Genomic DNA, 14,591 nt, shown 5'->3' with positions numbered 1-14,591 from the left:
GCTTTACCATGTCGTATTCTATAGGCGAATTTGCCAGACTATGCGGTATCAATGCCGCCACGCTAAGGGCATGGCAGCGACGCTATGGTTTATTGAAACCGCAGCGTACTGATGGCGGGCATCGCTTATACAGCGATGACGATATTCGACAAGCGCTTAGCATCCTCGACTGGGTGAGAAAAGGCGTACCGATAAGCCAGGTCAAACCCTTACTGTCGCGTCCGGTCATTCGCCTGGGCGATAACTGGATAACGATCCAGGAGACGATGCTCCAACATCTCCACGAAGGGCGAATTGACGCGCTGCGGCAGTTGATTTATGACTGTGGCCGGGAATATCCTCGCGCAGAACTGGTGACCCATTTATTGCGTCCGTTGCGCAGCAAAGTGTCCGCGCACCTTCCCGCCGTGATGACGCTGCGCGAAATACTGGATGGCATCATTATTGCCTACACCTCTTTTTGCCTTGAAGGCGACAGAAAAGCGCCTGGCAACAATGCCTTTATTAGCGGATGGCATCTCTCGGATCACTGTGAAATCTGGCTGGAAGCGTTGACTCGTACCGGACAAGAGCTGCGGCTCAATGTGCTTCCCTCTCCCCCAGTCGTGCTGGCGCCCGAGCTGTTCGCCCAGAGAAAATGGTTCCTGGTGACCACCGGAAAGCTCACTGCCGGGCAGAAAAAACAGCTTGCCCAGTGGCGCAACGTGGTCGCTTCGCTGGAGGTTATCACACTATAGGCGCTGAAATAGATTTATTCCCCTCATTCTATCTTATTGATATTTAATTACGTCAAAAAAAATCTCCGCGAAAACTTAGACAAAAAAACAAAGTTGTGTAAGTTTTAAATCAGCGTGAGATAACATTTTGCGCCATTGGCGTCAGTCGTCGTACTTTCAATAAGGGGGAATCATGAATAACAAACCCGTAGTCGGCATTAGCGGATGTCTGACTGGCGCCACGGTACGCTTTGATGGCGGACATAAGCGTATGGATTTTGTCATGAACTCTCTGGCGCCGTGGGTGGCCTACAAACCGATCTGCCCGGAGGTGGCGATCGGCCTGCCCGTGCCCCGCCCTGCGCTGCGTCTTATCCAGACGACCTGTGGCGACATTCGGATGCGCTATAGCCATGCCCCGCACGATGACGTCACCGAGCGAATGAATGCCTTTGCTGATCGGTTTCTGCCAACAATAGGCGAACTGGCGGGGTTTATTGTGTGTGCAAAATCGCCCAGTTGCGGAATGGAGCGCGTTCGCCTGTATGATGAAAAGGGTAACAGGGGCCGCAAAGCTGGCACGGGGCTGTTTACCGCCGCGATGATGGACAAATATCCCTGGCTGCCGATAGAGGAAGATGGTCGCCTGCACGATCCGGTACTACGCGAGAATTTCATCGCACGTATCTTCGCGCTACATGAATTAAATGCGCTACGCGCGCAGGGCTTGAGTCGTCACAGTTTGCTCGCGTTTCATAGCCGATACAAACTTCAGCTTCTCGCCCACCACCAGGCCGGCTACCGCGAAATTGGCCCTTTCGTCGCGCGTCTGCATGAGTGGGACGATCTGGATGCCTTCTTTGTCCGATACAGAGAAAAACTGATGGCTATCCTGCGCCACCCCGCTTCACGTAAAAATCACACCAATGTGCTGATGCATATCCAGGGCTATTTTCACCGCGCGTTGAACAGCAGGCAACGCGCGGAATTACGCGAGGTGATTCTCGGCTACCGGGCGGGCCGACTACCTATCCTGGCACCGTTAACGCTGCTGAAGCACTATCTGGCGGAACATCCGGATGACTATCTACGCAGCCAGAATTATTTTGAGCCGTACCCTGATACGTTAGGGCTGCGCTTAGCCATCACCTGATAACCCTGCGCATCGCTAACGGCGGGCAACCAGCCCGCCATGGTGACAATCGCGACGATTCAAAGGCGATGCCCACTAGCATTTCGTCATTGCCAACAGGCCGTTCCCACCATGATACCGGCTATGACCGCGCCAGAGCGTTAATCACGGTTTCCATAGCCTGTTTTTCTAACGCGCTACGTTGGATGCGTTGATTCGCCAGCGCGGTTCTTAACACGCCCGCAATAACAATATATTTAGGCTCCTGCCCCAGATCGCGCATTTCCAGCACGACCTTGCCCACCACCCGGCACATCTCGCGGTACAGTTCGTCATCTTTTGTCGGTTTTGTCATACGTTTTACTCGTCGCCAGATCAAACCAACAGAATATAACAGTCTTCTCTATTAAACAAAATTTGATGCAAATCAAAGAAATAACGCAGTTTATTATTCATGGCTCATACGTTGTTCGTATTCTGGTCTCTGGCGAGGCCATTTTTTCGAAACGCCTAATCAGTTCCGCCAGGCTACCGGCCTGCATTTTTTCCATGACTCTGGCGCGGTGCACCTCTACGGTACGCACCGCGATATTCATCGCTTCCGCAATTTCACGGTTCATAAATCCTTTTGCCACCAGGCTGGCCAGCTCACGCTCTTTCGGCGTCAACTGCTGGTAACACAGTATAATCTCACGACGCGCCACCGCTGCCGATGAAACCGTCAGCGCACGCTCCAGCGCCGCCTGTAGCGGTTTTACCGATACCGGTTTTTGCAGAAAATCGACGGCGCCGCGTTTCATCTGCTCCACGGCCATCGGTACATCGCCATGCCCGGTAAGAAAAACAACCGCCAGGGTACTTCCGCACTGGCGCAACGCATCATGAACGCCCTGCCCATCCAGTACCGGCATTCGCATATCCAGTAATACGACCCCGGCCTGATACAGACTGGCCTGCGCCAAAAAATCCGCCCCCTGCGTCCAGCATTTTACGTCATATCCCAGACTTTCCAGTAAAAACGCGCACGCGTTAGTGACCGCCGTATCATCATCCAGTAGATGAATTGTCGCCATCCCTGCCCCCATTTTCATGTAAGAAATGTATCGTGACCACCGTTCCCGACAGACCGTCCGGCGCGGTCTGGTTCCTGATGCTGATATCGCCCCGCCCATACCGCACCAGCCGCTGGCAAATCGCCAGCCCTAAGCCCATCCCCTCTTTGCGGGTGGTCATAAACGGCTGAAACGCCTGACGTAATAGCGCCTCATCGATTCCCCCGGCGTTATCCTGTAAAGCGATACTGATGCCGTGTTCAGTGCGTTCAGCAACGACCCATAAATGGGTGGCGCCCGCCTGAGCCGCATTAAGAATGATATTCGCCAGCACCTGTTCCAGCAGCACTGACGGCAGCGTTACGCGCAGCGCAGCGCTAACCTCGGTATGCAGAGTCACTGTCGGAAACTGTTGCGCCATACGCAACAATTGCCAGACATGATCAATCGCCTCGCGAATGGCTATGGCCTTCCACGCTTCGGTTAGCACCGGGTTGCCCTGCGCCTGGCTGACCCAGTGACGCAGGTTACGCAGAGTATCCGCACCGCGTTGCGCCTGCTGGTCAATCTGCTCCAGCGCCAGCAGCAAGGGATGCTGTTCATCTGCAGCGCGCAGTCGAATCAGGCACCCCTGGGCATAATGTCGAATCGCGGAAAGCGGCTGATTAAGCTCATGGGCAAACCCGGAGGTCATTTCACCCAACACGCTCATTTGCCGGGCGGTTTCCAGCGCCCGCTCATGCTGATGAAGAACTACATTATTACGTTCCAGTTGTTTTCCGCGTCGACGCACCAGCAGCATGACCCAAATATAATTGAGCGTGAGCAACAGGAACGCCAGAATCACGCCGCCGACCATCAGCTGGTGCTGGATTAACCAACTTTTGACATCCAGCCACAGTCGACGCTGCTGAGGGTGCTGACGAACATCACGCAGCAAGGCTTCCACCTGACTGGTGGACGCAGGCGCGCCCCAGTGAAATGACGCGGCGGCGGGCGCGTTGAAGAGCGCTCGCGTTACGCGATCCGCCAGCGCATCGCTTACCGCAGGTAGCGCCGCGAACGACCAGTCAGGATATAACGGCGTACTGGTTAAGCAAGGCAGGGGCGTCGGTCGGGAAAGCAGCGCGATAAAGTCCTTTTTATTAATCAATCCTTCCTGATCCATATTTTCTAACAGGCACACTGGCACAATTGCCGCCTGCACCGCTTTTTCGCGCAGCATATAGACTAAGGCATCGCCAGGAAATCCGGTAAAACGGAGATGAAAATCGCGCTCCGGGCGTAAGCCCGCGTCGCTGAGCGCTTTATAGCCTAATAAATAGCCGCCAAACGCCTGAGCATCAATCGCGCCGACGGTCTTACCGATGAGATCATGCGCCGTGGTGATGCCGCTATCGCGTCGGGTCAAAATCACGCTGCCAATAACATTACTCACTGCTTTCCCATCGCGCGTGGAGCGCAGGGAAGCTAACCAGCGCAGCGGCGCATGGCTGTTCAGTTGGACAAATTGCGCCGGGTTGGTTATCACAAACTGCACGGTTCCCTGGTTAACAGCCTCCTGCATTTGATGCAGATCCAGCGGCTGGATGTGAAAGGTTTCGCCTGGAAGCTGTTGGCTTAATGTCTTTGCCAACGGTTGCCAGTGGCTACGCGTAGACGCCTCGCCGCGCATGGCCAAAATACCGATATTCCACGTCCCTGCCCACGCGCCATGACAAAGTAGCCCTACTGCCGCCAACACCGCCAGGCGCCTTACGGTTTTACCTCTCACCCTAATATCTCTGTCAATTATGTTGTTTTAGATCAACAACAAGCCGGGTATGTGGTTAACCACAATAGAGCGCACCCCGCCTCGATTTTTACACTGTAAATCATCGACATTTTTTATTCATTACACATGAACCAACATCGTGACAAATGTTTCATTGTTGGCAATGTGGACGGGAGTCAATATGGACAGCAGTAAACGGCAATTTCTCCAGCAGCTTGGCGTCCTGACCGCTGGCGCCTCGCTGGTTCCGCTGGCTGAAGCGAAATTTCCTTTTTCGCCGGAGCGGCATGAAGGCTCTCCCCGACACCGTTACGCCATGCTTATCGACCTGCGGCGTTGTATCGGCTGTCAGTCCTGTACCGTAAGTTGCACTATTGAAAACCAAACGCCGCAGGGCGCGTTTCGTACGACCGTGAACCAATACCAGGTCCAGCGTGAAGGTAGTCAGGAAGTCACGAATGTGCTATTGCCGCGTCTGTGCAACCATTGCGATAACCCCCCCTGTGTGCCGGTCTGCCCGGTACAAGCCACCTTTCAGCGGGAAGATGGCATTGTGGTGGTGGATAACAAACGCTGCGTCGGCTGCGCCTATTGTGTCCAGGCGTGTCCTTACGACGCCCGATTTATCAATCATGAAACGCAAACTGCCGATAAATGCACGTTTTGCGTCCATCGTCTGGAAGCCGGGCTGTTACCCGCTTGCGTAGAGTCCTGCGTCGGCGGCGCGCGTATTATTGGCGATATCAAAGATCCCCATAGCCGCATCGCCACCATGCTTCATCAGCATCGCGACGCTATCAAGGTATTAAAGCCGGAAAACGGCACGTCGCCCCATGTTTTCTACCTGGGTCTGGACGACGCCTTTGTCACCCCATTAATGGGCCGTGCGCAGCCCGCGCTTTGGCAGGAGGTCTGAATGACGCATTCACTCATCATTGAAGAAGTGCTGGCTCACCCGCAGGACATTAGCTGGCTGCCGTGGGCGGTACAATATTTCTTTTTTATTGGCATTGCCGCCTGCGCCGCACTGTTTGCCTGTTATCTTCACTGGCGGAAAAAAGACGCCGCAACAGAAGAAAATCGGGCATTACTGATTGCCATTACCTGTGCGATTACTGCACCGCTGGCGCTGACGGCGGATCTGCACCAGACCGCCCGCGTCTGGCATTTCTATGCCTGGCCGACGCCCTGGTCGTGGATGCCCTGGGGAGCGTTGTTCCTGCCGCTGTTTACCGGATTTCTCGCTCTGTGGTTCCTGGCGCAGCAGATTAAACGATTATTCAATAAAAGTTACAACGTCACTAAATGGTTGGCGTTAGCCAGCGCGCTTTGCGCGGTGGGCCTGTTGATTTATACCGGCCGCGAAGTCTCCGTTGTGCTGGCGCGCCCAATCTGGTTTAGCTACGCCTTCCCCGTGGCGATGTTTCTTAGCGCCTTACAGGCGTTCTTCGCGCTGATGATTGTCGCCGCCCGACGCGACTCGGTAAGGCTGCCAAAAATATTGTGGGGACAAATCTGGACACTGGCGGCGCTGGGGCTGGTTGTGGCCATGTGGGTTAGCGGCGATACGCTTTCCGGCACGGCAATCCGTCAGTGGATTACCGTCGCCCTGTCAGCCAAATATTACGCTGTCGGCTGGGTAGCGCTGTGGGTATGCACACTGCTGTTCTGTAGCCTGGCGCTACGCCATCCGTTATCACAGCTAAGACGCGTCCTGCTGGTTCTCAGCGCGCTGGCGCTATGTTGGCTGATGCGCTGGACATTGTTGATTCAGGTACAAACCGTCCCCAAGTTCAACGCGCAATTTAACCCTTACTCGTTACCAGGCGGAACGGATGGCTGGCTGGCTATTCTCGGCACCTTCGGCCTGTGGATAGCGCTACTGATTATTATTCGTGAAACGCTGAACGGACTCACCAGGAGATTACAACATGACTAATTTAACCCGTCGTCAGTGGCTAAAAGTCGGTCTCGCCGTCGGTGGGATGGTCACTTTTGGTCTGAGCTACCGTGATGTGGCGAAACGCGCAATTGATGGCCTGTTAAACGGGACATCCGGCAAGGTAACGCGCGACCGCATCTTTGGCAATGCGTTAATTCCGGAGGCGCAGGCGCAAACGCACTGGCAGCAAAATCCACAACAAACCATCGCCATGACGCAATGCTTCGGCTGTTGGACACAGTGCGGTATCCGCGCCCGGGTTAATGCCGATGGCAAAGTGATACGCATCGCCGGCAATCCCTATCACCCCTTGTCGCAGGAACACCCGATTGACTCGTCCGTCCCTTTTAGCGAAGCCATGGAGCAACTGGCGGGAGAAAGCGGTCTTGACGCCCGCTCAACCGCCTGCGCGCGCGGCGCCACGCTGCTGGAAAGCCTGTACAGTCCGCTACGACTGCTTGAACCGATGAAACGCGTGGGTAAACGCGGCGAAGGGAAATGGCAGCGCATCAGCTTTGAGCAGCTTATTGAAGAAGTCGTGGAAGGCGGCGATCTGTTTGGCGAGGGTCATGTGGACGGACTGCGCGCGATTCATGCGCCGGATACGCCAATTGACGCAAAGCACCCCAGTTTCGGGCCCAAAACCAATCAGTTACTGGTCACGAATACCAGCGACGAAGGCCGCGATGCGTTTCTGCGTCGTTTTGCGCTAAATAGCTTCGGCAGCAAGAATTTCGGCGCGCATGGCGCCTACTGTGGACTGGCTTACCGGGCCGGCTCCGGGGCGCTGATGGGCGATCTGGATAAAAACCCGCATGTCAAACCCGACTGGGAAAACGTGGAGTTTGCGCTCTTTATGGGCACCTCCCCGGCACAGTCCGGTAATCCGTTTAAACGCCAGGCGCGTCAGTTGGCGAGCGCCCGGCTGCGTGAGAATTTTCAATACGTCGTGGTCGCCCCCGCCCTCCCCTTATCAACGGTGCTCGCCGATCCTCGCGGTCGCTGGCAACCGGTCATGCCCGGCAGCGATTCGGCGCTGGCAATGGGGATGATCCGCTGGATCATGGATAATCAACGTTATAATGCTGATTATCTGGCGATTCCCGGCGTACAGGCTATGCAGCAGGCCGGCGAGCAAAGTTGGACCAACGCCACGCACCTGGTCATTGCGGATGAACTGCCGACGCTTGCCGGACAACACCTGACGCTGCGCCATCTTACGCCCGATGGCGAAGAGACCCCTGTCGTGCTGAATACCGACGGCGAGTTGGTCGATGCGTCCACTTGCCGACAGGCACGGCTTTTCGTGACGCAGTACGTTACGCTCGCCGACGGCCAACGGGTCACGGTGAAGAGCGGGTTGCAACGCCTGAAAGAGGCGGCAGAAAAGCTCTCGTTGGCGCAATACAGCGAACAGTGCGGCGTACCGGAAGCGCAAATTATCGCGCTGGCGGAAACCTTTACCAGTCACGGACGTAAAGCCGCGGTCATCAGTCACGGCGGCATGATGGCCGGCAATGGGTTTTATAACGCCTGGTCGGTCATGATGCTTAACGCGCTGATCGGCAACCTCAGCTTGTCCGGCGGCGTCTTTGTCGGCGGCGGCAAATTCAACGGCGTTAGCGACGGCCCCCGCTACAACATGAATAGTTTTGCCGGAAAAGTGAAACCGTCCGGGTTAAGTATTGCCCGTAGCAAAACCGCTTATGAAGCATCGGAAGAATACCGCGACAAAATTGCCGGTGGGCAATCCCCTTATCCAGCCAAAGCGCCGTGGTATCCCTTTGTGGCAGGCCAGCTTACCGAACTGTTGACCTCCGCGCTCGAAGGCTATCCTTATCCGCTTAAAGCCTGGATTTCCAATATGAGCAACCCGTTTTACGGTGTTCCCGGTCTACGCGCCGTGGCGGAAGAAAAACTAAAAGACCCTCGCCGACTGCCGCTCTTTATCGCGATTGACGCCTTTATGAATGAAACGACGGCGCTGGCGGATTACATTGTGCCGGATACGCACAATTTTGAGAGCTGGGGCTTTACGGCGCCCTGGGGCGGCGTAGCCAGTAAAGCCACTACCGCCCGCTGGCCGGTTGTCGCCCCCGCCACTCACCGCACGGCGGACGGGCAACCTGTCTCAATGGAAGCATTTTGTATTGCGGTAGCAAAACGGCTCCATCTGCCCGGCTTCGGCGACCGGGCGATAACCGATCCGCAGGGCAATACTTTTCCACTGAACCGGGCGGAAGACTTCTATCTGCGCGTAGCCGCTAATATCGCCTTTATGGGCAAGACGCCGGTCGCGCTGGCAAATCAGGAAGATATTTCGCTTACCGGCGTCAGCCGCATTCTGCCAGCAATTCAGCACACGCTTAAAGCTGATGAGGCCGGTCGCGTGGCGTTTATCTACTCGCGTGGCGGCCGGTTTGCGCCCGAGGATAGCGGCTATACGGAGCAACGGTTAGGTAACGCGTGGAAAAAACCCTTACAGATCTGGAATGCAGATGTCGCCGCCCACCGTCACGCCATCACCGGGGAGCGCTTCAGCGGTTGCCCGGTCTGGTATCCGGCGCGTTTGTCAGATGGTCGTGCGATTGACGACCAGTTTCCCATTGGGCAATGGCCGCTGAAACTGATTTCATTTAAATCAAATACCATGTCCAGCTCAACAGCCGTCATCCCGCGCTTACACCATGTGAAGCCAGCAAACCTGGTGGCGCTGAATCCGCAAGACGGCGAGCGTTATGGACTGCAACATGGCGATCGGGTACGGATCATTACGCCGGGCGGTCAGGTCGTGGCGCAAATCAGTTTGTTAAATGGCGTGATGCCAGGCGTCATCGCCATCGAACACGGATATGGCCACCGCGAGATGGGCGCAACGCAGCACTCTCTGGATGGCGTGCCTATGCCGTATGATCCACAAATCAGGGCAGGCATAAATCTTAACGATCTGGGCTTTGCCGATCCGACAAGAACCATTACCAACACCTGGCTCGACTGGGTTTCTGGCGCGGCAGTACGTCAGGGGCTGCCGGCAAAAATCGAGCGTATATAACCCCCGGGCCGGAGAGCGATATCGTCTTATTTCGTCGAGGGTAGCGACTGATAAGCGAACGCTGTCCGGCTGCATATACTCACTGAATCGTGCAAGCCCAACTATTTTACGTTCACCCCGTCATATTACATAGAAAATATATGACAACACTCACAAAACTATTTTCCCCTTCTGTAAGCAATTAATATTTAACACATTGGCTGCGCTTCTGATTATTGACATTCATTTGGGGTTACTTCCGGTTGACCGCATAATCTGTGATTGAATTCACCGCATGACAACATTGCCATAAATACAATTCAACTCACTACCCGGAGGCAATATGTTTAAAGAAGAAAGACGTCATGCCATCATTAATTTACTGATAAAGGATAATAGTGTTAGCGTCAGTAAACTTTCAGACCTTTATAAGGTTAGCCAGGAGACTATTCGTTCCGATCTACGCTATTTCCAGAAATCAGGTATGCTTCAGCGTTGCTATGGCGGAGGGATTTTAAACCGTGACGCGCTGAGTAAGCTTATCACTGAAAATAAGATTGATATCTCCAGCACTATCGCCACGCCAATCCATCAGGATGCAAAACTGCACCGGGAAAACACAAAAAAAGCAGGCAAGGTGTGTGTTTTAGGCTCATTCAATATTGATGTTTCAGCAACCGTGCCGTGGTTTCCACAAAGCGGAGAATCCATTCTGGCCAGTCAATTTGGATTCTATCCTGGCGGTAAAGGAGCCAACCAGGCTTTAGCGGCAAACAATGCCGGCGCTGCGGCACATTTTATTTTTAAAGTGGGTAAAGATCAGTTCAGCGCATTTGCTATGAATCATATTATTCAATCAGGCATCACCTCATACAGCGCGTATCAAACAGATAAAGCGCCCACCGGTAGCGCATTGATCTATGTCTCCGCCGTGGATGGCGATAATATTATCGCCATCTACCCTGGCGCCAATATGATGCTCACCACGCAAGAGATTAACGAGCAACACCGTTATATCGCCGAGTCTGACGTTATGTTAATGCAGCTCGAAACGAACATTGAAGCGTTGACTGAATTTATTCACCTGGGCAAACAAGAAAATAAAATGATCATGCTGAATCCTGCCCCCTATACGAAACAGGTGACGCATTTATTATCTGATATTGACATCATCACGCCGAATGAAACTGAAGCCTCTTTTTTATCCGGCGTAACCATTACTGATATTAATGATGCGAAAAAAGCCGGAAATATTATTCTGCAATCCGGGGTGAAAAAAGTCATCATTACCCTTGGCGCCCGTGGCTCTCTGCTCTGTGAGCACGCCCGCACGTTGTATATTCCTGCGTGGAGCGCCGTGGTAAAAGATGCCGCTGGGGCCGGTGACGCTTTTAATGGCGCCTTAGCCGCCGCGCTGGCGCGACAAGCAGACATGGTCGCAGCCATTCAATATGCCTCCGCTTTCGCTTCTCTGGCGGTGGAACAAGTCGGTGCGTCGAGTATGCCTCAGCACTTGCAGGTTTTACATCGAATGCGTACCCAATCTAATAAAGTCATTCACATTAATTAACAGGTGACATAATGAAAATTTTATTTATTGGCGAATCCTGGCACATTCATATGATTCACTCTAAAGGTTTTGATAGCTTTACATCGAGCAAATATGAAGAAGGTGCAGACTATTTATTATCCTGCTTACGCCAGGGTAATATCGATGTGGACTACATGCCTGCCCATATTGTGCAAACTCGTTTTCCACAAACCGCCGAAGCATTAGCCTGCTATGATGCGATCGTCATCAGTGATATCGGTAGCAATACGTTCCTGCTACAAAACAGAACGTTTTATAATATGGACATTATTCCTGATGCATTACAACTTATCGCCGATTATGTTGCTGAGGGCGGCGGTCTGTTAATGATCGGCGGGTATTTATCCTTTACGGGAATAGAAGCAAAAGCCAATTATAAAAATACGGTTCTGGCGGAAGTATTGCCGGTTGATATGCTGGATGTAGATGACCGCGTAGAACTACCGCAAGGATGTAAAGCAGTAAATACTGCGGTAGAGCATATTATTACCCAGCCATTTAGCGAATGGCCGCCGCTGTTGGGCTATAACAAGCTTATCGCCAAAGAAAATAGTCAGGTCCTTGCTGAAATTAATGGCGATCCACTGTTAGTTATGGGTACTTACCATAAAGGGAAAGTATGTTGCTTTGCCAGTGATTGTTCGCCGCACTGGGGAAGCCCGCAGTTTCTGCAATGGGAACATTACGCCACCTTCTGGTGTAATGTTTTACACACAATAAAAAAATAATATTACCCAGGCGAATATAAATTTCGCCTGCCCTGCCACACACTGAGTCATTAAGAATATGAATGATACTTATCTCTATGGCGAAATGTTTTCTGAAAACATATTGACAAGCTATCGGATTTATGGAGACAGAAAATCATTACTCACGCCGCTCATTATCCTTCATGGCGGCCCTTCTGGCGGCTTTGATTATTTATTAAATTATCGCCGTCTGGCTGATGACGGGCGCATGGTAATATTTTACGATCAATATGGCTGCGGTCGTTCAACGCATTTTCCTCATGCTGACGCGTCTTTCTGGACTATTGCGCGTTATCTCCGTCAATTAACCCAATTAATTCATCACCTGGGTATTGGACACGGGTATTCGATACTGGGACATTCCTGGGGCGGAATGCTTGCCGCAGAGCACGCCTGCTTACAGCCTGCCGGGCTTCGCGGGACGATACTGGCCAGTTCGCCGGCCAGTATCGCCCTGTGGCAACAGGAAGCCATACGGCTCTTTAACGCTCTGACGCCAATGTCCGATGACGATATCAAAAACGTCATTATGCCCGCCGTCATTTATCAAAACCCACCGGAACAGCTGGTCGCTTATTATGCCAGACACGTTTATACCCTCGCGGAAGAAGCCGTTCATGTTCAGCGCTCTAATGCGCAGTTCGCCGCCGACCCTACGGGTTATCACATTTTATGGGGAACCAATGAACTGGCGGCAAATGGCAAACTTGCCGACTGGGATATTACGCCCCATTTGTGCCAGATACGCTGTCCTGTTCTGGTACTACGCGGCGAAAACGATCAGGCAACCGAGCGCGTCGTCTCTCCGCTTCTCTCTCACATTTCAGACTGCCGCGCGGTCACTATTCCCGGCAGCAGCCATAACCCGCATGAAGAAAATATCGCGCCCTGCCTCGCAGCGGTAAGCGCGTTTTTACGCGATCTGGCATAAAAAGCCATTAAGGTATTTATCATGAAAAAAGTCAAAAAATTGTCTCTTACCGATTTAGTGCTTTATGGTCTGGTGTTTATGGTGCCTATCGCGCCAGTCTCTCTTTATGGCGTCGTTTATAATCTTTCGCACGGTATGGTTGCGCTGGTTTATATTATTGGCGCGATCGCGATGTTTTTTACCGCGTACAGCTACTCTACCTTATCGCAACATATCTCCTCGTCGGGTTCGGCCTATGCGTATGCTGGCGTATGCATTAATCCCGCCGTAGGGTTTCTTACCGGATGGATATTACTGCTGGATTATCTTTTGTTCCCTACGCTCGTGGCAGTGCTGGGCGGCGTCGCGGTCCACGCTATTTTACCGCAAATCCCGGTCTGGGTCTGGCCGTTGATTTATGTGGCTATTGGCACCGGAGTCAACTATCTCGGGATACAGCAAACGGCGAAATTCGATAAGTTACTGGTCTTTATTCAACTCGGTATTCTGGCGATTTTCGTGCTACTCATTGTCCGTCTGATGCTGCTGGACAGTAGTCAGATAACGCTTTCCTTCCGGCCTTTTTTCGATTCACAGTGGTTCACCCCAGGGCTCATCGCGACGGCGATTTCGGTGGCTGCGCTGAACTTTCTCGGCTTTGACGCTATCAGTACATTAAGTGAAGAAAGCGAAGGCGGGGGACGCGCCGTCAGTAAAGCAACGCTGTTGGCATTAGTTTTGGCGACGGTACTGTTTATTATCGTTGTGGCGTTTGCGGCGTTCGCCACCGGTAACGTCGACCGCTTCGCGGAAGGTAATGCGACGAATGAAGCATTTTTCACCATTGCCGGCAACGTTGGCGGTATCTGGCTCAAAGTGGCGTTTTCCATCATTGTGGCGTTTGTGTGCGCCGTCGGCAACATTATTACCGCGCAAACGGCGGTGTCCAGAGTGTTATTTTCAATGGGGCGCGACCGAATGTTGCCCGCCTTCCTCGCTCACGTCCATACCACGCGTAAAACGCCGGATTATGCCATTCTGTTTACCGGCGGCGTCACCCTGCTGCTCAGCTACCTGTTTTCCGGCAAGATTGAATCTATCTCCACGCTGGTGAACTTTGGCGCGCTTTTCGCTTTTTTTGTCGTGAACCTGTGTGTGTTTATCCTGTTCAATTTCCGGATGAAAGCCCAGCGGCGCATTTTCGCCCATGTCATTTCGCCGATCATGGGGATGATCGTCATCGGCTACGTCTGTTTAAACATGAACATTCACGCTCTGATACTCGGAATTAGCTGGGCAGCCATCGGGATAGCGATTCTGTGCTATCGAAAAGCACACAACCAAAACATCGCCATCGACCTGGAAGGCAAAAAGTTGCTCGATTGACATTATGCGCAACAACACCCGCTGTTGCGCAACGCCGCCCCCTGTTCGGGCGGCGTTATCGCCAGCGACATCGTAAACAGCGTAATAACAAACCGTTGTGGATCTGCACAGATGTCTTTTGAAACAGGGTTTTCATTTTCCTTTTTTGTAAATTTCAGCGTATAATGCGCGCCAATTGTCTCTTGAATGGTTTCAGCGCATTGGACTGTAAAACTCAACGACTAAAATTATCCCCTTCCCGTTGGGCTGAAACGCGAGCACACATTCCTCTGCACGCTCTTTCGATGTCACCTATCCTTAGAGCGAGG

At 52.9% G+C, this 14,591-nt stretch carries 12 protein-coding genes; 9 read left to right on the top strand and 3 right to left on the bottom strand.

The window, feature by feature from the left end; all coding sequences use genetic code 11:
• Nucleotides 1–8: 8 nt before the first annotated feature.
• Nucleotides 9–737, top strand: coding sequence for a MerR family transcriptional regulator (locus J4613_RS01670; protein WP_000122321.1), 729 nt, complete (start codon nucleotides 9–11; stop codon nucleotides 735–737).
• Between the two features lie 172 nt (nucleotides 738–909).
• Nucleotides 910–1,869 (top strand): transcriptional regulator MlrB, encoded by a 960-nt coding sequence (mlrB, locus tag J4613_RS01665; protein WP_001060729.1) that lies wholly within the window; start codon nucleotides 910–912, stop codon nucleotides 1,867–1,869.
• A 121-nt stretch (nucleotides 1,870–1,990) separates the two neighbouring features.
• Here mlrB and fumD read toward each other — a convergent pair whose 3' ends face one another.
• The 3 genes from fumD to ttrS all read right to left on the bottom strand — a co-directional run bounded on the left by fumD (nucleotide 1,991) and on the right by ttrS (nucleotide 4,674).
• Nucleotides 1,991–2,203: a fumarate hydratase FumD gene (gene fumD, locus J4613_RS01660; protein ID WP_000165779.1), complete on the bottom strand. Its 213-nt coding sequence runs from the start codon at nucleotides 2,201–2,203 to the stop codon at nucleotides 1,991–1,993.
• Between the two features lie 97 nt (nucleotides 2,204–2,300).
• Complete coding sequence (ttrR, locus tag J4613_RS01655; RefSeq protein ID WP_000190927.1) at nucleotides 2,301–2,921, bottom strand: tetrathionate respiration response regulator TtrR; 621 nt, start codon at nucleotides 2,919–2,921, stop codon at nucleotides 2,301–2,303.
• The gene (ttrS, locus tag J4613_RS01650; RefSeq protein WP_001214407.1) at nucleotides 2,896–4,674 is read right to left on the bottom strand and encodes a tetrathionate respiration histidine kinase TtrS; all 1,779 of its coding nucleotides are present in this window, start codon (nucleotides 4,672–4,674) and stop codon (nucleotides 2,896–2,898) included. The genes ttrR and ttrS overlap by 26 nt, the downstream gene beginning before the upstream one ends.
• 181 nt (nucleotides 4,675–4,855) lie before the next feature.
• On the opposite strand from ttrS, the gene ttrB reads away from it, so the two are divergent.
• From ttrB to J4613_RS01615, 7 genes are all read left to right on the top strand, one after another.
• On the top strand, nucleotides 4,856–5,590 hold the full coding sequence (ttrB, locus tag J4613_RS01645; protein WP_001523928.1) for a tetrathionate reductase subunit TtrB: 735 nt from the start codon (nucleotides 4,856–4,858) through the stop codon (nucleotides 5,588–5,590).
• Nucleotides 5,591–6,613: a tetrathionate reductase subunit TtrC gene (gene ttrC / locus J4613_RS01640; protein WP_080169666.1), complete on the top strand. Its 1,023-nt coding sequence runs from the start codon at nucleotides 5,591–5,593 to the stop codon at nucleotides 6,611–6,613. It abuts the gene before it with no gap.
• Nucleotides 6,606–9,668: a tetrathionate reductase subunit TtrA gene (gene ttrA, locus J4613_RS01635; RefSeq protein ID WP_080169665.1), complete on the top strand. Its 3,063-nt coding sequence runs from the start codon at nucleotides 6,606–6,608 to the stop codon at nucleotides 9,666–9,668. The genes ttrC and ttrA overlap by 8 nt, the downstream gene beginning before the upstream one ends.
• A gap of 322 nt (nucleotides 9,669–9,990) precedes the next feature.
• On the top strand, nucleotides 9,991–11,217 hold the full coding sequence (locus J4613_RS01630) for a PfkB family carbohydrate kinase (RefSeq protein ID WP_080169663.1): 1,227 nt from the start codon (nucleotides 9,991–9,993) through the stop codon (nucleotides 11,215–11,217).
• An 11-nt stretch (nucleotides 11,218–11,228) separates the two neighbouring features.
• On the top strand, nucleotides 11,229–11,966 hold the full coding sequence (locus J4613_RS01625) for a glutamine amidotransferase (protein WP_000697185.1): 738 nt from the start codon (nucleotides 11,229–11,231) through the stop codon (nucleotides 11,964–11,966).
• 58 nt (nucleotides 11,967–12,024) lie between these two features.
• Nucleotides 12,025–12,918, top strand: coding sequence for a proline iminopeptidase-family hydrolase (locus tag J4613_RS01620; protein ID WP_001000508.1), 894 nt, complete (start codon nucleotides 12,025–12,027; stop codon nucleotides 12,916–12,918).
• A gap of 21 nt (nucleotides 12,919–12,939) precedes the next feature.
• Nucleotides 12,940–14,283, top strand: a complete 1,344-nt coding sequence (locus J4613_RS01615) for an APC family permease (RefSeq protein ID WP_000756089.1) — start codon at nucleotides 12,940–12,942, stop codon at nucleotides 14,281–14,283.
• Nucleotides 14,284–14,591: the final 308 nt, after the last annotated feature.

It is taken from the genome of Salmonella sp. 32020114201800008SM (assembly GCF_017572025.1).
GTDB classification, from domain to species: domain Bacteria; phylum Pseudomonadota; class Gammaproteobacteria; order Enterobacterales; family Enterobacteriaceae; genus Salmonella; species Salmonella enterica.
This window is presented reverse-complemented; position numbering and strand designations above follow the sequence as displayed.